This is a genomic window from Erwinia sp. SLM-02, from assembly GCF_037450285.1.
Classification (GTDB): domain Bacteria; phylum Pseudomonadota; class Gammaproteobacteria; order Enterobacterales; family Enterobacteriaceae; genus Erwinia.
Map to the genome: position 1 here is coordinate 1864066 of NZ_JAQISN010000001.1, position 18917 is coordinate 1882982.

The 18917-nt window shown below is 55.7% G+C and carries 18 protein-coding genes, 2 tRNA genes and 1 pseudogene; 10 read left to right on the plus strand and 11 right to left on the minus strand.

The window, feature by feature from the left end; genetic code table 11:
* Window positions 1-9: 9 nt before the first annotated feature.
* Entirely contained in the window at window positions 10-633 is a 624-nt protein-coding gene (gene tdk, locus PGH32_RS08635) for a thymidine kinase (RefSeq protein ID WP_314425013.1), read from the minus strand.
* A gap of 296 nt (window positions 634-929) precedes the next feature.
* On the opposite strand from tdk, the gene hns reads away from it, so the two are divergent.
* The gene (gene hns, locus PGH32_RS08640) at window positions 930-1337 is read left to right on the plus strand and encodes a histone-like nucleoid-structuring protein H-NS (protein WP_314425015.1); all 408 of its coding nucleotides are present in this window, start codon (window positions 930-932) and stop codon (window positions 1335-1337) included.
* Window positions 1338-1453: 116 nt separating this feature from the next.
* On the opposite strand, the gene PGH32_RS08645 is transcribed toward hns, so the two are convergent.
* From PGH32_RS08645 to rssA, 5 genes are all read right to left on the minus strand, one after another.
* A complete protein-coding gene (locus tag PGH32_RS08645; protein ID WP_337893773.1) occupies window positions 1454-2461 on the minus strand; it encodes an NAD-dependent epimerase in 1008 nt (335 codons plus the stop codon).
* A gap of 14 nt (window positions 2462-2475) precedes the next feature.
* Window positions 2476-3816, minus strand: coding sequence for a UDP-glucose dehydrogenase family protein (locus PGH32_RS08650; RefSeq protein ID WP_314425019.1), 1341 nt, complete (start codon window positions 3814-3816; stop codon window positions 2476-2478).
* 24 nt (window positions 3817-3840) lie between these two features.
* Window positions 3841-4749: a UTP--glucose-1-phosphate uridylyltransferase GalU gene (gene galU, locus PGH32_RS08655; protein ID WP_337893774.1), complete on the minus strand. Its 909-nt coding sequence runs from the start codon at window positions 4747-4749 to the stop codon at window positions 3841-3843.
* A gap of 192 nt (window positions 4750-4941) precedes the next feature.
* Window positions 4942-5955 (minus strand): two-component system response regulator RssB, encoded by a 1014-nt coding sequence (gene rssB, locus PGH32_RS08660; protein WP_314425022.1) that lies wholly within the window; start codon window positions 5953-5955, stop codon window positions 4942-4944.
* 94 nt (window positions 5956-6049) lie between these two features.
* Entirely contained in the window at window positions 6050-6955 is a 906-nt protein-coding gene (gene rssA / locus PGH32_RS08665; protein ID WP_314425024.1) for a patatin-like phospholipase RssA, read from the minus strand.
* A gap of 158 nt (window positions 6956-7113) precedes the next feature.
* On the opposite strand from rssA, the gene PGH32_RS08670 reads away from it, so the two are divergent.
* The 6 genes and pseudogenes from PGH32_RS08670 (at window position 7114) to PGH32_RS08695 (ending at window position 10228) form a co-directional block, all read left to right on the plus strand.
* Complete coding sequence (locus PGH32_RS08670) at window positions 7114-7575, plus strand: YchJ family protein (RefSeq protein ID WP_337893775.1); 462 nt, start codon at window positions 7114-7116, stop codon at window positions 7573-7575.
* Between the two features lie 39 nt (window positions 7576-7614).
* Window positions 7615-8463: a formyltetrahydrofolate deformylase gene (gene purU, locus PGH32_RS08675; protein ID WP_123329505.1), complete on the plus strand. Its 849-nt coding sequence runs from the start codon at window positions 7615-7617 to the stop codon at window positions 8461-8463.
* 144 nt (window positions 8464-8607) lie between these two features.
* Window positions 8608-8692: transfer RNA gene (locus PGH32_RS08680), tRNA-Tyr, on the plus strand.
* A gap of 87 nt (window positions 8693-8779) precedes the next feature.
* Window positions 8780-8864: transfer RNA gene (locus PGH32_RS08685), tRNA-Tyr, on the plus strand.
* Window positions 8865-9026: 162 nt separating this feature from the next.
* Complete coding sequence (xthA, locus tag PGH32_RS08690) at window positions 9027-9833, plus strand: exodeoxyribonuclease III (RefSeq protein WP_337893776.1); 807 nt, start codon at window positions 9027-9029, stop codon at window positions 9831-9833.
* Window positions 9833-10228, plus strand: a pseudogene (locus PGH32_RS08695) (pyrimidine (deoxy)nucleoside triphosphate diphosphatase). The gene xthA and the pseudogene PGH32_RS08695 overlap by 1 nt, the downstream one beginning before the upstream one ends.
* A 72-nt stretch (window positions 10229-10300) precedes the next feature.
* Here the strand turns inward: PGH32_RS08695 and PGH32_RS08700 are convergent.
* The 3 genes from PGH32_RS08700 to PGH32_RS08710 form a co-directional block, all read right to left on the minus strand.
* A complete protein-coding gene (locus PGH32_RS08700) occupies window positions 10301-12271 on the minus strand; it encodes a DNA topoisomerase III (RefSeq protein ID WP_337893777.1) in 1971 nt (656 codons plus the stop codon).
* An 18-nt stretch (window positions 12272-12289) separates the two neighbouring features.
* Window positions 12290-13336, minus strand: coding sequence for a selenide, water dikinase SelD (selD, locus tag PGH32_RS08705; RefSeq protein WP_337893778.1), 1047 nt, complete (start codon window positions 13334-13336; stop codon window positions 12290-12292).
* Between the two features lie 153 nt (window positions 13337-13489).
* The gene (locus tag PGH32_RS08710) at window positions 13490-14041 is read right to left on the minus strand and encodes an NAD(P)H nitroreductase (protein ID WP_314426402.1); all 552 of its coding nucleotides are present in this window, start codon (window positions 14039-14041) and stop codon (window positions 13490-13492) included.
* A 192-nt stretch (window positions 14042-14233) separates the two neighbouring features.
* Between PGH32_RS08710 and sppA the strand changes: the two genes are divergently transcribed.
* The 3 genes from sppA (at window position 14234) to pncA (ending at window position 17837) form a co-directional block, all read left to right on the plus strand.
* Complete coding sequence (sppA, locus tag PGH32_RS08715; RefSeq protein WP_314426405.1) at window positions 14234-16096, plus strand: signal peptide peptidase SppA; 1863 nt, start codon at window positions 14234-14236, stop codon at window positions 16094-16096.
* Window positions 16097-16187: 91 nt separating this feature from the next.
* Complete coding sequence (gene ansA, locus PGH32_RS08720; protein WP_314426408.1) at window positions 16188-17201, plus strand: asparaginase; 1014 nt, start codon at window positions 16188-16190, stop codon at window positions 17199-17201.
* Between the two features lie 15 nt (window positions 17202-17216).
* Entirely contained in the window at window positions 17217-17837 is a 621-nt protein-coding gene (gene pncA / locus PGH32_RS08725; protein WP_337893779.1) for a bifunctional nicotinamidase/pyrazinamidase, read from the plus strand.
* Between the two features lie 67 nt (window positions 17838-17904).
* Here pncA and PGH32_RS08730 read toward each other — a convergent pair whose 3' ends face one another.
* Together PGH32_RS08730 and msrB are read right to left on the minus strand one after the other, a co-directional pair.
* Window positions 17905-18183 carry a YeaC family protein gene (locus PGH32_RS08730; protein ID WP_314426413.1) on the minus strand — a complete coding sequence of 93 codons (279 nt, stop codon included), beginning with the start codon at window positions 18181-18183 and terminating at the stop codon, window positions 17905-17907.
* A 10-nt stretch (window positions 18184-18193) separates the two neighbouring features.
* Window positions 18194-18604 carry a peptide-methionine (R)-S-oxide reductase MsrB gene (gene msrB / locus PGH32_RS08735; RefSeq protein ID WP_123329492.1) on the minus strand — a complete coding sequence of 137 codons (411 nt, stop codon included), beginning with the start codon at window positions 18602-18604 and terminating at the stop codon, window positions 18194-18196.
* Between the last annotated feature and the right edge of the window lie 313 nt (window positions 18605-18917).

Here is an 18917-nt window from a genome sequence, read left to right on the forward strand (position 1 = left end):
AAATCAGTATTATCCTTCCGTGCTGTTCTGATTACCAAATATCGCACGAGACGATCCGCTTTCCAGCGCTTCATAATAGTGTTTGCGGCAGACGGAGACATAGCTCTCATTTCCCCCAACCTGCACCTGGGCCCCCTCTTTAAACGGCCTGCCCTGTTCATCAAGGCGCAGCACCATTCCGGCTTTTCGGCCGCAGTGGCACACCGTTTTTAACTCCACCAGCTTATCCGCCCAGGCCAGCAGATACTGGCTGCCGCTGAACAGTTCCCCCTGGAAATCGGTGCGTAACCCGTAGCACAGAACCGGGATATCTAACTGGTCCACCACGTCAGCCAGTTCTTTCACCTGAGCACGGGTAAGAAACTGACTTTCGTCCAGCAGCACGCAGTGCACCGGTTCAATCAGGTTCTCCGCCTTAATCTCACTAAATAGTGAAGTCTCGTGACTATAAAGTTTTGCTGGTGAAGAAAGACCGATTCGTGAGCCAATACGACCGGCACCAAAACGATTATCAAATTCAGCGGTATACACCATCGTGCGCATTCCGCGTTCGCGGTAATTATAAGAAGACTGCAACAAAGCCGTGGATTTACCGGCATTCATCGCCGAATAATAGAAATAAAGTTGAGCCATCGGCCCTTACTCCGCAGGTCATAAATGATGCGCGAAGTGTAGCATAAACTGAGGGTTTTGATGATGATACGCTAATTATTATTAGTCGCTTAGCGCCGCCTGAAGTCTGATTTTTGATAACCGATTTTGGTTTTATTTCAACCTTAAGCGATAATCACCGTGCGTTAAACGGGTTAATATCTGTTTATTAGTTGTTTTGTATTCCTCAGACAATTAGCTATTGCAGTTCGGAATCGTCAACACTATTATTATCGGGCAAGAAGTATTCCTATCAATATAAATTAGAGAACTGGACAATGAGCGAAGCACTTAAAATCTTGAACAACATTCGTACGCTGCGTGCGCAGGCAAGAGAATGTAGCCTGGAAACTCTGGAAGAAATGCTGGAGAAGCTGGAAGTTGTGGTTAACGAACGCCGTGATGAAGAAAGTCAGGCGCAGGCCGAAGTGGAAGAACGCACCCGTAAGCTGCAGCAGTATCGCGATATGCTGATTGCAGACGGTATCGATCCTAATGAATTACTGTCCAGCCTGGCTGCGGCTAAAGCACCGGGTAAATCCAAGCGTGCGGCGCGTCCGGCTAAATATCAGTATGTAGAAGAGAACGGCGAAACGAAAACCTGGACCGGCCAGGGTCGTACGCCAGCCGTCATCAAAAAAGCCATCGAAGAACAAGGCAAGCAGCTGGACGATTTTCTGCTGTAATGACGTTTAGAGTCCGTCTCTAATACCACATTTTTTTTGTGTTTATTTGGTTTCATTTTTTTTCACCAGGCATCAATAAAAAAAGGAAGCGTAAGCTTCCTTTTTTTTCGTCTCAATTAAACCTGATAGAACGTCCTGTACCACGCCACAAAGCGTGCAACGCCCTCCGCCACTTCAGTCTGTGGCTTAAAGCCGATCACGTCGTACAGTGCACGGGTGTCCGCGCTGGTATCCAGTACATCACCCGGCTGCATCGGCAGCATATTTTTATCTGCGGTCTGCCCCAGCGCATTCTCCAGCGCTTTAATATAGTCCATCAGCATCACCGGCTGACTGTTGCCAATATTGTAAACCCGATACGGCGCTGAACTGCTGGCCGGGCTGCCGGTTTCGACCGTCCACTCCTCATCCCGCTGAGGAATAACGTCCTGCAGACGCAGGATAGATTCCGCAATATCGTCAATGTAGGTAAAGTCCCGACGCATTTCGCCATTATTATAAACATCAATACTTTCCCCGGCGAGAATAGCGCGGGTGAACTTAAACAGCGCCATATCCGGTCGCCCCCACGGGCCATAGACGGTAAAGAAACGCAGCCCGGTGGTGGGAATACCGTACAGATGAGAATAAGTGTGGGACATCAGCTCATTGGCTTTTTTGGTTGCCGCGTACAGCGACACCGGATGGTCAACGGAATCATCGGTAGAGAATGGCAGCTTGCGATTCAGTCCATATACCGAACTGGAAGACGCATAGAGCAAATGCTCAATCTGGTTATGACGGCAGCCTTCAAGAATATTTAAATGACCAATAAGATTTGCATCCGCATACGCCAACGGATTTTCCAGTGAATAACGCACGCCGGCCTGGGCGGCCAGGTGAATTACGCGCTGGAAACGCTGCTCACGAAACAGGCTGGCAATACCTCCCCGGTCGGCAAGATCGATTTTGATAAAGGTAAATTCGGGATGGTTGTTAACCAGGTCAAGGCGGGCGGTTTTCAGATTTACATCGTAATAATCATTCAGGTTATCGATACCGATAACCTGGTGACCGGCGTTAAGCAGACGTTGGGTGACATGGAAGCCAATAAAGCCTGCTGCGCCGGTGACCAGATATTTCATACTTGCCTCATCAATTATGCAATGTTAAGAGATGCTCCGCGGCCGATTGCATAATAAACAAAACCGCGTTTGCTGATTCTCTCTGGATCATACAGGTTACGACCATCAAAAATCACGGGTTCTTTCAGGGCATCTTTAATGACATCAAAATCAGGGGCACGGAAGTTCTGCCACTCGGTACAGATAACCAGACCATCGGCTCCCTGCAGCGCCGCTTCTTTGGTTCCCATCAGCTTCAGATCGCTGCGGTGGCCGTAGATACGCTGGGCTTCATCCATCGCTTCCGGGTCGAACGCCTGCACGGTCGCCCCCGCCTGCCACAGCGCTTCCATCAGCACGCGGCTTGACGCTTCACGCATGTCATCGGTGTTAGGCTTGAATGACAGCCCCCACAAAGCAAACGTTTTGCCTTCAAGATTCTCACCGAAGTGACGTTTGATGAAGGTTGGCAGCTTGTTCTTCTGCGAGTCATTAACGTCCTCAACCGCCTGCAGCAGACGCGGCGTGTAGCCGATCTGCTCTGCGGTACGGATCAGTGCCTGCACATCTTTCGGGAAGCAGGAACCGCCGTAGCCGCAGCCAGGATAGATGAAGGAGTAGCCGATGCGCGAATCTGAACCAATCCCCTGACGGACTTTCTCAACGTCAGCGCCCAGCAGCTCGGCCAGGTTAGAGATTTCGTTCATAAAGCTGATTTTGGTGGCCAGCATGCAGTTTGCCGCATACTTGGTCAGCTCCGCACTGCGAATATCCATCAGGATCATACGGTCATGGTTGCGGTTGAATGGCTCATAAAGCTCACGCAGCAGCTCAACAACTTCTTCGTTGTCGGTACCAATGACGATACGCTCAGGGCGCATACAGTCGTTAACCGCCGCACCCTCTTTCAGGAATTCCGGGTTAGACACGACATCAAAGGTCAGTTCAACACCGCGTCCTTTCAGCGTCTCTTCCATTACCTGGCGCACGCGGTCGGCTGTCCCTACCGGTACGGTAGATTTATCCAGCACCACTTTGTGGCTGGTCATATGCTGGGCGATGGTGCGCGCCACGGCAGTGACATATTTCAGGTCGGCAGAACCGTCTTCATCCGGTGGCGTCCCAACGGCGATAAACTGCATCACGCCGTGATTCACCCCTTCCTCGGCGTCCGTGGAGAACCTGAGGCGACCGGCCTCATAGTTCTGCATGACCAGCGGGGTCAGTCCTGGTTCAAAAATTGGAATAAGACCTTTTTTAAGGTTTTCAACCTTGTTTGCGTCAACATCGATGCAGAGAACGTCATGTCCAACTTCTGCCAGAACAGCAGCCTGCACCAGTCCGACGTAACCGATACCAAATACGGTGACTTTCATTGTGTTGTCCCGGTTAAAATAAAATTAATTTTTACTGCCTACGGTGCTTTCCAGCCACGCTTTGAAATCACTGCCGAGCGTGTTGTGGCGAACGCCGTATTCTACGAAGGCCTGCATGTAACCCAGTTTGTTACCGCAGTCATGGCTGACGCCTTTCAGGTGGTAGGCTTCAACGGTTTCTTTTTCCATCAGCATAGCGATAGAGTCGGTCAGCTGAATTTCATCACCGGCACCCGGAGGGGTTTTCGCCAGCAGTGGCCAGATGTCAGCGGACAGCACATAACGGCCGACTACCGCCAGGTTAGACGGGGCTTCATTGGCTTTAGGCTTCTCAACCACACCCACCATCGGCGCGCTCTCACCCGCTTTCAGCTCGGCACCCTTGCAGTCAACCACACCGTAGGCGGTTACATCGGCAACCGGCTCAACCATGATCTGGCTGTAGCCCGTTTCGTCGAAGCGACGGATCATATCCGCCAGGTTTTCTTTCGACAGGTCAGACTCATATTCGTCGAGGATCACGTCCGGCAGAATCACCGCAACCGGCTCGTTACCGACCACCGGCCAGGCACACATCACCGCGTGGCCCAGGCCTTTAGCCAGACCCTGACGGACCTGCATGATGGTCACGTGCGGTGGGCAGATTGACTGGATCTCTTCCAGCAGCTGGCGCTTAACGCGTTTTTCCAGCATCGCTTCCAGTTCAAAACTGGTGTCAAAGTGGTTTTCGATGGAGTTTTTAGAAGAGTGCGTAACCAGCACAATTTCAGTAATTCCTGCCGCGATACACTCGTTAACGACATACTGAATTAACGGCTTATCAACCAGCGGCAGCATCTCTTTCGGGATCGCTTTGGTTGCTGGCAACATACGTGTTCCCAAACCCGCAACCGGGATTACCGCTTTTTTGACTTTAGAATTATAGGCAGACATCAAAATACCTCTCATTAGGCCGCTTAAGTTGACACTTGAAATATCGAGTTTAAAAACGAAGTGAGTATACCAGTTACACCCGCGCGGATTTATCCTGATGAATTCATTTATGCAAAAATTAAGACTATTACCCAAGTGTAAAGCTTATCGATGCCTCTGTCTTGCAGGGCAGAGTGAAAGACGCGCGAGTGGTCAATCCGTACTCAGCATTAATCGCAGCCGCCCGCCAGCGCCCCAAACCTGGCACTGCCAGGCATCACAACGCTGGCTGATTTGATTAAGATGCGTACTGCCCAGCGTGCCGAGCGGCACCCCATTGCTCAATTGAATTTGCTGACTGTGAATTCCCAGCGTGGCATTCAGGCCGGCGGAAACCAGAATTAAATTTTTCAGTTCGCGATTATAGTAGCCCACCAGCAAAGGAAATTGTCCCTGCAAATTAACCTGACGTAATAATTGATTAACCTGGGTCAGCAATCCGCTTAACTCGGGGAGCCGCTGAGACTGCCCGGACAATTGCTCCTGCAGCAGACCGTTAAATAAAGCGCGTAATAACAGTGCAGCCAGTACGCCATTATCTCCGGCGCGGGTTACATCAAGACAGTAAAAGGCAAGATCTCTCTCGGAGAGCGCGGCCACATCCAGCACCAGCCCCGGCTGTTCGGCCATGGTGAGCTGGCGATAGTTAACCCGGCAGTCGGCGATGGTCTGCTGTACCGGCGGCTGTAGCTGCTGCAGCAGCTTAGCGGCTGCGGAGGGGTCGCGAACCAGCGCATCCCAGTCCTGAAACAGCTGTTCATCCTCTTCAACTTTGGAGGTAAACATTGAGGGATAAAGGCACTCAAAGACCGCCTCACGCAGGCGAGCCAGGTCTTTCACCGGTTTTAACAGCACGTCCTGCACACCCAGCCGCAGCACTTTGGCAATATCTGACATATTTTCCGTGGCGGAAATGACCAGGATTGGCAGCGTCTGGCCGTTGCTGCGCAGTTTCCCCACCAGCGTTAAGCCGTCCATCTGTGGCATGGCAAGATCGCAAATCATCATGTCCGGCTGGCTTGTGTCCAGCAGTGCCAGCGCCTGCACGCCGTCATCCGCCAGGCTTATCTGCGCGCCGAGTGAGGTGAGGAAATTATCGAGCAGGGAGCGGAAAACGACTTCGTCCTCAACGATGAGAATGCGTTTTCCACTTAACGGTTTTTCCATTGTTCTCCCCTGCAAAACAGATACCTCAATAGTGGTCTATAAATCGCAGATTTGCCTCTCTGAATTGGCTACTCCGCATCATAAAGTGATTACGCTATTGCCTGTCGCGGACAAGTGGCAGTAATTCATCCATTTTCTTTTCGACTGCCAGCTTGCCCGCCTCGATCGCTTCCTCAGCGCGATGAAAATCCAGCGTGGAAATCTGCGGGCAGAAGGGTTGCAGCAGCACATCGGGTGGATCGCCCGCCATGCGATTGCGCTTGAGGCGATTCTCCAGCACCTGGATGGAGGTCGACATGATTTCCATCGCGCTCGGGGAGTGGTTAACTTTTCGCTGCACCATGCGTCCCAGACGCTGACGAAGGCGACCGCCCCAGCTGTGCGGCTGAAGCGCCTCGTCGCCCTCCGGCTGCGGAGTCACGGAAAACAGATCCTGCTGCATAAGATGGGCATCGTGCTGCAGGTCGACGGCAATGACGATATCGGCTCCCAGCGCGCGGGTCAGGGAAATCGGCACCGGATTCACCACCGCGCCATCGACCAGCCAGTAGCCGTTCCAGCCCACCGGGGACAGCAGGCCGGGCATACTGCATGACGCTCTGATGGCCTGATGCAGATCGCCATCGGTCAGCCAGAGTTCGCGGCCGGTGCTTAAATTGGTGGCAACCGCCCCAAAAGGCAAACTGCACTGCTCAATCTTCTCGTTGGCAATCACCCGACGCACGTGGCTGAACACCCGTTCACCGCGCAAAAGCCCGCCGCGCTGCCACGAGAGATCCATCAGGCGGATCACCTGCCAGTAACTAAAGGAACGCACCCACGACTCCATCAGCGGCAGTCGCTTGCTGGCATAGGCCGCGCCGACCAGCGCGCCAACGGAACAGCCCGCCACGACGTCGATACGGATCCCGGCGCGTTCAAGGGCGTTAATCACCCCGATATGCGACCAGCCCTTCGCCGCGCCCGACCCCAGCGCCAGTCCAATTTTAACCTGTCTCATCCCACCTCTGGTAATGATACCTGCATCCTTTTGCCATAACGCCACGGAAACCCGCCCGTCAGGCCGTTAATCACGATCGAAATGGCGTCATTGCCCGTCGTCGGTTAACATCAGCCCACAAATTTTAAATTAACCGTATTGAGTGAGTCGGAGTCAACGTGTCTGAACCCTGTCCGTGCGGTAGCGGAATGCAGTATAGCTTATGTTGTGAATCGTATCTAAAAGGTGCGTCACTCCCTGCAACACCGGAAGCATTAATGCGATCTCGCTACTGCGCCTACGTCAAACGCAACACTCGCTATCTGATCGACAGCTGGCACCCATCCTGCCACGCGGAGCGCTTTGCTGAGAGCATTGAGGAGAGTTACGCCGCCACCGAATGGCGGGGACTGAACGTGCTCGGTAGCGAAATCGCTGCCGACGCGGCTCAGGGATACGTGACATTTTTTGCGCGTTTCACGGAAAATCAGCGCGAAAGCTTCATTCATGAGCGTTCACGCTTTCTTCGTGAGGAGCAACGCTGGTACTATATTGACGGAACCTTTCCCCCAATCGGGCGCAACGACCCGTGCCCCTGTGGGTCTGGCAAAAAATACAAGAAATGCTGTGGTCAGAACTGACCCTGATTTCCCTTTTGTATCGACAGGATTACCATCGTAATGCAAGCGCAAACACTGCAACGAAAAGTTTTACGCACCATCTGCCCGGATGCTAAAGGGCTGATCGCGAAAATCACCAACATCTGCTACAAGCATGAGCTAAACATCGTCCAGAACAATGAGTTCGTTGACCACCGCACCGGGCGCTTCTTTATGCGTACCGAACTGGAAGGGATTTTCAACGACACCACGCTGCTGGCCGATCTGGACAGTGCGCTGCCGACCGGTTCGGTACGCGAACTGCAGCCTGCCGGCCGCCGCCGAATTGTTATTCTGGTGACGAAAGAAGCGCACTGCCTGGGCGATCTGCTGATGAAAAGCGCCTACGGCGGACTGGATGTCGAGATTGCCGCGGTGATCGGCAACCACGAAACGCTGCGCACGCTGGTTGAACGTTTCGACATCCCGTTTGTGCTGGTCAGTCATGAAGGGCTGACGCGCGAGGATCACGACAACAATATGGCGGCGGAGATCGATCGCTACCAGCCGGACTATGTGGTGTTAGCGAAATACATGCGCGTGCTGACCCCGGCGTTTGTTCAGCGTTACCCGAACCAGATTATCAATATTCACCATTCGTTCCTGCCGGCCTTTATCGGTGCCCGTCCTTATCACCAGGCCTATGAGCGCGGCGTGAAAATCATCGGCGCAACCGCGCACTACGTGAACGATAACCTGGATGAAGGCCCGATCATCATGCAGGACGTGATCCACGTGGACCATACCTACACCGCCGAGGATATGATGCGTGCGGGCCGCGACGTAGAGAAAAATGCGTTAAGCCGGGCGCTGTATCAGGTGCTGGCGCAGCGCGTATTTGTTTACGGCAACCGCACGATTATTTTGTGATGCCGATACTGCTGTTTTGCCTTACAAAACAGCAGTTCGGGCAAAAAATCAGCGAACACGCTATTATCTGGAAATCGGGGCTTTACAGCGTCAGTTCATTTGATATGATGCGCCCCGCTTAACAAGCACAGCAGTAAGGCCAGTGGTGGGGTTCCCGAGCGGCCAAAGGGAGCAGACTGTAAATCTGCCGTCATCGACTTCGAAGGTTCGAATCCTTCCCCCACCACCATTTCAACCCGCATTCAGGGTGAAATAAGAAGGAAAAATGAAAGCCATGTCATTTTTAAGTGTTGTGAATTGTTAATGCGCTTCCCCTGGTGGGGTTCCCGAGCGGCCAAAGGGAGCAGACTGTAAATCTGCCGTCATCGACTTCGAAGGTTCGAATCCTTCTCCCACCACCATTTCAGCGTTTACTTCCTCTTTTTCGTTATCCAGCCAGCTGTATTTTCCGGCACCGCGTTATACGCTTTGCAATCCACGCCGTTCATCCCGGCAACAGATGACATTTCTGCCCGATTTCTGCTAATATTCTGCCCTCTTTCCGCCACAAAACGGCCCACGCTATGAAATTCGTCTCCTTTAATATCAACGGGCTACGCGCTCGCCCACACCAGCTCGCAGCCATTGTCGAACAGCACCAGCCGGACGTTATCGGCCTGCAGGAAACCAAGGTTCATGACGATATGTTCCCGCTGGAAGACGTCGCAAAGCTTGGCTACAACGTGTTTTACCACGGCCAGAAGGGCCACTACGGCGTTGCCCTGCTCTGCAAAGCGCCGCCGGTTGCCGTGCGTCGTGGTTTTAGCGGAGATGATGAGGAGGCACAGCGCCGCATCATTATGGCTGATATCGAGACGCCGGCAGGCCTGCTGACGGTGATCAACGGCTACTTCCCGCAGGGGGAAAGCCGCGATCATCCCACCAAATTCCCGGCGAAAGAAAAATTTTACCGCGACCTGCAAAGCTACCTGGAGCAGGAACACAATCCGGCTAACCCGGTGCTGATTATGGGCGATATGAACATCAGCAGCAGCGATCTGGATATCGGCATCGGTGAAGACAACCGCAAGCGCTGGCTGCGCACCGGTAAGTGCTCATTCCTGCCGGAAGAACGTGAGTGGATGGATCGCCTGATGAACTGGGGCCTGGTGGACACCTGGCGTGCGCAAAATGCTGAGGTTAGCGATCGTTTCTCCTGGTTCGACTACCGCTCCAAAGGCTTCGATGATAATCGCGGTCTGCGCATCGATCTGCTGCTGGCCAGCCAGTCACTGGCGGAACGCTGCACGGCGACCGGGATTGACTATGACATTCGCAGCATGGAAAAACCGTCCGACCATGCGCCGATCTGGGCACAGTTCGAATTCTGATGACCCGGCTTAATGAACTGGAAGTGGTTGCTGCGCTGATCCTGCGCGAGGGCAGGCTCCTGCTGGCCCAGCGCGGGCCGCAGGGCGATCAGCCCGGTCTGTGGGAGTTTCCCGGCGGTAAGGTAGACGCCGGGGAAAGCCAGCAGCAGGCGCTGGCCCGCGAGCTTAAGGAAGAGCTGGCGATCGATGCGGTGATTGGTGATTACATCGCCAGCGAAAACCGGGTAATTGGAGAGCGGAAAATCAACCTGCACGCCTGGCTGGTCACCGGGTTCAGCGGAGAACCAACGGTAAGCTGCCATCAGGCGCTTGCCTAGGTGGAACCGGCCGAGGCGTTCAGCTTTGCGCTGGCCCCTGCCGATATCCCCCTGCTTCAGGCTTATCTGGATCGCTAAGCGTTACCGCAAGATACTCCTGGCAGGTTGCGGGAGTTTATCGCCACCATCCCGCATCGACATGCGCTCCGCTCAGACCCGATCCTCGCCGGAATCCGCATTGCCCGCCTGACCGCCCTTAGCGGTTCCCGCTTTCGATGAGGCCGCCTTGCGACGCGGCTTCTTAGCCTGGCCCGATGCAGGCGCGGGCAGCCCGCGGAAGGCATGGGCCGCCGGCTGCTGGCGGGCCTGATGGATAAGCGAGTACAGCGTATCCACCAGCGGCTGCATAAAGTCCTGATAGCGGCACTGCTTCTCACTGATTTTGGTGAGCGTCGATTCCCAGTGCGCGGTCATATCCGGCCGGGCGGCCATTTCCGGTAACGAGTGGATCAGCGCCCTTCCCGCCGGGCTTGAGTGAATATAACGCCCTTTCTTGAACAGGAAGGTGCGTTTGAACAGCAGTTCGATAATACCGGCGCGCGTCGCTTCGGTCCCCAGACCGTCGGTGGCGCGCAGCACCTTCTTCAGGTCTTTATCCTGCACGAAACGCGCAATCCCGGTCATGGCCGACAGCAGCGTGGCGTCCGTAAAGGGCCGCGGTGGCTGAGTCTGTTTCTCTACCACCTCGCCGCGCTCGCACAGCAGCTCATCGCCCTTCGCCACCACCGGTAGCGGCGTGCCGTCGTTTTCCTCGTCGCGCTCTTTGCTGCCCAGCAGTGCGCGCCAGCCCGCTTCCGCCAGGAATCGCGCTTTGGCGATAAATTTCCCGCCGGCGATATCCAGCTCAATCACGCATTTACGGTAAACCGCATCGGGGCAGAACTGCATCAGATACTGGGTGGCGATCAGCCGGTAGATGCGCTGTTCGTTCTCATTCAACGAAACGCGGCTGCTGCGGGCCGTCGGCACTATCGCATGGTGCGCGTCCACCTTTTTGTCATCCCAGCAGCGGTTACGAATATCGGTATTGAAATCAGCCGGCGGCGTCAGGTCCGGCTGATGGCTGTTAATGGCGTTCAGCACCGCATGACGCGCGGCAAAATGCTCATCCGGCAGATAGCGGCTGTCCGAACGCGGATAGGTGATCAGCTTGTGGGTTTCATACAGCCGCTGGCAGGTATCCAGTACCACCTGCGCGCTCAGGCCGAAACGTTTACCGGCCTCAATCTGCAGGCTCGACAGAGAAAACGGCAGTGGCGCGGTATCATTCTCACGCTTGTCGTTATAGCTGGTGACCCGCGCCGGCTGCCCCCCAATCCGGGCGACCACGTGATCGGCCAGCGGGCGATGCAGCAGACGCCCCTCTTCATCCTGATAAGGCTCGCAGGATTCACTGGGCTGCCACAGGGCAACGAAGCGTTCATCCTGCGGCGTGACGATGTGCGCCCTCACCTCGAAGAAATCTTTCGCCACGAAGTTTTCTATCTCTTCATCGCGGCGCACCACCAGCCCCAGCACCGGAGTCTGCACCCGGCCAACCGACAGTACGCCGTCATAGCCGGCGTTGCGCCCCAGCAGCGTGTAGGCGCGGGTCATATTGATGCCGTACAGCCAGTCGGCGCGCGAGCGCGCCAGCGCAGAGACGCACAGCGGAATAAATTCGCGATTCTGCCGCAGGCGGCTAATCGAACGCTCCACCGCCTGCGGATTAAGGTCGTTAATCAGGCAGCGCTGGACGGCCGCGCGCTTTTCCGCCGGCAGGGTCAGATAGTCCAGCACTTCATCCACCAGCAGCTGACCTTCCCGATCCGGGTCACCGGCGTGAACCACTTCGCTGGCCTCACCGAGCAGCTTTTTTATCACGTTAAGCTGCTTCGCCACCGACGGGCGCGGCTGCAGCTGCCACTTTTCCGGCACAATGGGTAAATCAGCCAGCGACCAGCGGGCAAAGCGGCTGTTGTAGCTGTCGGGCTGTGCCTGTTCCAGCAGGTGGCCGACGCACCAGGTGACGATCTGGTCGTTACCGCAGGCGATAAACCCATCGCCACGGCGGTGGGGTTTAGGCAGAACATCCGCAATCGCGCGGGCAAGGCTGGGTTTTTCGGCAATAAACAGACGCATCCGGGACTCAATTCCTGCTCAGGGTTTAATTTCAATCATGGCTCGTCCGGTTTGAGCCTCTGTCAGTTCGCCAATCAGGGTCAGGGAAACTGCATGTTTTTCTGCGGCGGCGTGGAGTGCCGCTTCCGCTTCGGGTAATACCGCCATCAGCAGGCCACCGGAGGTTTGCGGATCGCACAGCAGGCTGCGCTGCGCCGGGGTCATCTCACCGATCAGCTGGCCATAGCTGGCAAAATTACGCGCCGTGCCGCCCGGCACGCAGCCCTGGGCGATATAGTCATCAACGCCGGGCAGCCGGGGTATTGCGCTGAACCGCACGTCGGCCTGTAAACCGGCACCCTGGCACATCTCGCTGAGGTGGCCAAGCAGGCCAAAGCCGGTAACATCGGTCATCGCGCAGACGCCGGGGATCCCTGCGACATCCGCGCCCAGCAGGTTCAGCCTGCACATTACCTCCGTCGCCAGCCCCTGATGCTCCGGTCGCAGCAGCGATTTCTTTTCCGCCGTGGTCAGTACGCCAATACCCAGCGGCTTGCTGAGCCACAGCCGGCAGCCCGCCTGCGCCTCGCTGTTTTTTTTCACCCGGTCGGTATCAACCACGCCGGTAACCGCCAGGCCGAAGATCGGCTCCGGGGCATCAATCGAGTGCCCGCCTGCCAGGCTGATCCCGGCCTGCTCGCAGACGCTGCGCCCGCCTTCAATCACCCGCCGGGCGACCTCAGGCGGCAGCACACTGACCGGCCAGCCCAGAATAGCGATAGCCATAATCGGTCGTCCGCCCATCGCCCAGATATCGCTTATCGCGTTGGTGGCGGCAATACGGCCAAAATCATAAGGATCGTCCACGATCGGCATAAAGAAATCGGTGGTGCTGACCACCGCCGTACCGTTCCCCAGATCGTACACGGCGGCATCATCGCGGGTTTCATTGCCGACCAGCAGGTTAGGATCGCGTCTGAGCGGATGGTCGCTGTGTAAAATGGCATCTAATACCTGAGGGGAGATTTTACAGCCGCAGCCTGCGCCATGACTGTACTGCGTCAGGCGGATGGAATTCTGATTCATGAAGTCGGTCCCTTTTAGCTTCACCAGATATTATGGTAGCGGATCGGGCAGACGGGTGTAAGTCTGCCGACCTTAAACGCGGACCATTCGCTTATTATCCCGGCGAATTGCAGGGCCGCTCACAACCCTGCCGGTAAAAGGAACCCGATTCAATCAGAAATAACTGACAAACGGGGCCGTGTCGACGGGCAGCACGGTGGTCGCGGCTTTCAGCTGCGGCGTGCCCAGATAGAGGAAGCCGACGATGGCATCCTGCGGGCGGCAGCCGAAGGCCTGGCGAACGGACTCATCTTCCGTCCAGGCACCGCTGCGCCAGATACCGTTAAAGCCCTGAGCGGCGGCAGCCATCTGCATCGCCATCACCGCGCAGCCAGCCGAAACGATCTGCTCCCAGCGCGGCACTTTAGGGTGATCCTCACAGCGGGCCACCACGGTAATGATCATCGGTGCGCGATACGGTGCCTGCTTCGCTTTCTCGATCGCTTTATCATCCAGACTCGCTTTGCGTGACAGCTCCTCCAGCAAGGCGCTGAGGCGGTCACGCCCCTCATTTTCGACGATAATAAAGCGCCAGGGCTGCAGCGTACCGTGATCGGGGGCACGCATACCGGCGTGCAGAATAGCGTCCAGCGCGTCCCCTGTCGGCGCGGGAGCGGCCAGCCTTGATGCCGAACGACGATTAACCAGTAAATCCAGAGCGTCCATAATTTCCTCCTGATGGGGGGCGTAAAGTGGACTGAAACTAGCACAGGATGATGTTTTGTTACAGCATTGTCCTTTTTCCTGCTGACAATTCAGCCCCTGCTATTTAGGATGTTGAACATTGCTGTCCGTTAAGGGGCGCGTTACGTTTAACCCTGTACCCTGACGGGCATTTGTTGCGATTACGGAGAGTCTATGCGCATGTTGTGGCGAGCTATCGCTGGTATTTTTAAGTGGACGTGGCGGGGACTGAATTTTGTCCGCGAGTTTATCCTCAATCTGTTTCTGATCCTGCTGATCCTGGTCGGGGCCGGGATTTGGTTCCAGCTGAACAGCAGTTCAACGCCGGCGGAAGTGAAGAAAGGTGCGCTGATTGTCGATCTCAGCGGCGTGGTGGTCGATAAACCTTCCGTCAGCAACAAATTCAGTAAACTGGGGCGCCAGCTGATTGGGGCCAGCAGCGACCGCCTCAAGGAGAATTCGCTGTTTGACGTGGTGGATGCCATTCGCCAGGCGAAGGACGACGGCCGTATTACCGGTATCGTTCTCGATCTGCGCAGCTTTGCCGGTGGCGATCAGCCCTCGCTGCAGTACATTGGTAAAGCCCTGCGCGAATTCCGCGACAGCGGCAAGCCGGTCTATGCGACCGGGGACAGCTACAGCCAGTCGCAGTATTATCTCGCCAGCTTCGCCAACAAGATCTACCTCTCCCCGCAGGGCACGGTCGATCTGCACGGCTTCGCCACCAACAGCCTGTACTACAAAACCCTGCTGGATAAGCTGAAGGTGAATTCTCACGTCTTCCGCGTCGGGACCTACAAGTCGGCAGTTGAGCCTTTCCTGCGCGATGACATGTCACCGGCCGCCCGCGACGCCGACAGCCGCTGGGTGGGTGAGCTGTGGCAAAACTACCTCAACACGCTGGCCGCTAACCGTCAGATTACCGCCGATCAGGTCTTCCCTGGCGCGCGCGGGGTGCTGGACGCGCTGCAAAAAGTCGGTGGCGACACGGCGCAGTATGCCAAAGAGAGCAAACTGGTCGATGAGCTGGCCTCGCCTTCCGTGGTCGATGCGCAGCTGGTGAAAACCTTTGGCTGGGATAAAGACGCGAAGGATTATGTGGGGATCAGTATTTATGACTATCCGCTGAATAATACCGGGACAACCGAAAGCAGCGGTAAAGGCAATATCGCGGTTATCGTCGCTAACGGGGCGATAATGGACGGTGAGGAAACCCCGGGCAGCGTGGGCGGCGATACCACCGCCGACGAAATCCGTCAGGCACGCCTGGATGACAATATCAAAGCCATCGTGTTCCGCGTTAACAGCCCCGGCGGCAGCGTCACCGCGTCGGAAACCATTCGTGAAGAGCTGGCTGCGGCCAAAGCCGCCGGTAAACCGGTGGTGGTCTCCATGGGCGGCATGGCCGCATCCGGCGGCTACTGGGTTTCCACACCGGCTAACTACATTATTGCCAGCCCGAATACGCTGACCGGTTCTATCGGTATTTTCGGCGTGATCAATACGGTAGAGAATACGCTGGACAGCATTGGCGTTCATACCGACGGGGTTGCCACCTCACCGCTCGCTGACGTGACCCTGACCAAAGCGCTGCCGCCGGAAGTGCAGCAGATGATGCAGTTGAGCATTGAATACGGCTACAAAAACTTCATCGGGCTGGTCGCGAAGGCGCGTAACAAAACGCCTGAGCAGGTCGATCAGATCGCGCAGGGCCACGTGTGGACCGGCAGTGATGCCAAAGCCAACGGCCTGGTGGATGCGCTCGGCGATTTCGATGATGCCGTCGCAAAAGCCGCCGAGCTGGCAAAAGTGAAACAGCCGCAGCTTGACTGGTATCAGGAAGAACCCGGCCTGCTGAACACCCTGTTCAGCCAGATGGACGTGCGCGCTTCGCTGCCGTCATCGCTGAAAGCGCTGCTTCCCGCGCCGCTGCTCGACGTGGTTTCATCGATGAAAAAACAGCCGGGGCTGATGGGCGATCTTAACGATCCGCAAAACCGCTACGCGTTCTGTCTGAACTGTGGTGATGTGAAGTAGTTCTGGTAATTAGCCCGACCGAGACCGGTCGGGCTGCATTTCCCCCGCTTTCCCCTTATACTGCGCGTTTTCGGCAAGTCTGAGTTTACCCATGCAAAAAAAATCGATTTATGTTGCCTATACCGGCGGAACCATCGGCATGCAGCGTTCAGAGCACGGCTACATTCCCGTCTCCGGCCATCTGCAGACCCAGCTGGCAAATATGCCCGAATTCCATCGCGCGGAAATGCCCGACTTTACGATCCACGAGTATCAACCGCTGATTGACTCGTCGGATATGACGCCGGAAGACTGGCAATCGATTGCTGACGATATCCAGAAGAACTATGACCTCTACGACGGTTTCGTCATCCTTCACGGCACCGACACCATGGCGTTCACCGCCTCGGCACTGTCGTTTATGCTGGAGAATCTGGCCAAGCCGGTGATTGTGACAGGGTCACAGATCCCCCTGGCGGAGCTTCGCTCGGACGGGCAGCAGAATCTGCTTAACTCGCTGTTCGTTGCCGCAAACTACCCGATTAACGAGGTGGCGCTGTTCTTCAACAACACGCTGTATCGCGGCAACCGCACCACCAAGGCCCACGCCGATGGTTTCAGCGCCTTTGCCTCACCGAATCTTGCGCCGCTGCTTGAAGCCGGCATTCACATCCGTCGCCTGAACACGCCGCCCGCTCCGGCAGGAAAAGGTGAACTGATCGTTCATCCGATTACGCCGCAGCCAATCGGCGTGGTAACGATTTATCCCGGCATTTCCGCCGAAGTGGTGCGTAACTTCCTGCGTCAGCCGGTAAAAGCGCTGATCCTGCGCTCCTACGGCGTGGGTAACGCGCCACAGAATAAAGAGTTCCTGGAAGAGCTGAAAGCCGCTTCCGATCGCGGTATCGTGGTGGTTAACCTGACCCAGTGCATGTCCGGCAAGGTCAATATGGGAGGATACGCTACCGGTAACGCGCTGGCCCACGCGGGTGTGATCAGCGGTGCCGATCTGACCGTAGAAGCCACCCTTACCAAGCTGCACTATCTGCTCAGCCAGGATTTAACCAGTGATGAAATGCGCCAGCTGATGCAGCAGAATCTGCGCGGTGAGCTGACGGAAGACTAAATCAGGGAGAACCGCATGCGTGCGCATCAGGCATTATTGTTGATTGATTTACAAAATGATTTTTGCCCCGGTGGCGCGCTGGCGGTGGCCGGGGGGGATGAGACGATAGCCGTGGCAAATCGCCTGGCGGCCGGGTTCCATCAGCGCGGAGAGCCGGTGATCGCCACGCTGGACTGGCACCCGGCCGGTCACGGCAGCTTTGCCTCAGTCGGGGGTAATACACCCGGCACCTGTGGCGAGCTGGACGGCCTGCCGCAGGTCTGGTGGCCGGATCACTGCATCCAGCACAGCCGTGGAGCCGAACTGCACCCGGGGCTGGTGCAGTCTGCGATTACGCTTCGCGTCTTTAAGGGTGAAAATCCGCAGGTGGACAGCTACAGCGCTTTCTTTGATAACGGCAGGCGTCAGGCCACCGCGCTGGATGGCTGGCTGAAGCAGGCAGGGATAACCTCATTGACGGTCATGGGCCTGGCGACCGACTACTGCGTCAAATACAGCGTGCTGGATGCCCTTTCTCTGGGGTTTAAGGTAACGGTGATAGCGGAGGGTTGCCGAGGGGTGAATTTGCAGCCGGAGGACAGCGCAGAGGCGCTGAAAGCGATGCAAAATGCCGGAGCCCTGATTCAGCAAGCCTGAAAACAAAGGCAGGCGTGCTGAACGCACACCTGCCTATTCTTTGTACGAATTATTCCTGCAGGAATAATTACTGTAATTGGATCCGCGTCACGACTTCATCGCTGATACCGAACTCTTCCTTCAGCTGTTTTTTACTCTTCATCACGATTTCTCCGCCCTTCGCCACGCTCATGTGCTGCGGATCGTCGTTATGCTTTGCCTGCCACAGCAGGACCAGCTGCAGGCTGTTTTCCTTCTGCTCCGGCGTCAGGGCCACACCGTCTGCCCATTTACCGGTTTCAACCGCCGTAGCCAGGCGCTGATAGATATCCGGGGTCATACCGGCAATGATTTCATCGAGTTCCATTACAGTTCCGTTAACCTTTGGTGATATTTCCGTCATCGTCGCTGAAGCTCAGCGATGCGGAATTAACGCAGTAACGTTCACCGGTTGGCTGCGGGCCGTCCGGGAACACGTGGCCCAGGTGAGCGTCACAGCTGCCGCAGCGGATCTCAATACGCTGCATTCCGTGAGTATTATCATCAAGATAGCGAATGGCCTCGTCGCTGTAAGGCTCGTAAAAACTGGGCCAGCCGCAGCCTGAATCATACTTTGACGCGGACAGAAACAGCGGGGCCTGGCACACCAGGCAGTGATACAGACCTTGCTCTTTGTTATGCAACAGTTTACCCGAATACGGTGGCTCTGTGCCACGCTGCTGGGTAACGTAATGCTGCATTTCGTTCAGTTCATTTTCGGGTGAAATAGGGGATTTCTCATTAGCCATGGTAGACTCTCTGGCAGTGTTATTATGAAGACTTCGCTTAGCATTCTAACAAATACTTAACAAGATCAGGTGAATTTTTCTCTCAAGGTGCGAGAGGAGAATCGTTCAGAGACATAATTGTGACTCAGATCACCTTTTACAATATGACCCCCTTTATATTCGGGTTAAGTGCCTTAAGATCACGGCAGGGTTGGCGTCAAGAAATGGACTTTTTATTGAATAATTCCTGGTCATGAGTTTGACCTGTAGCAATAATTGACACGATTCCGCTTGACGCCTGGTAAGCTTTTTGTAATTTTACTGCCAACCTTTT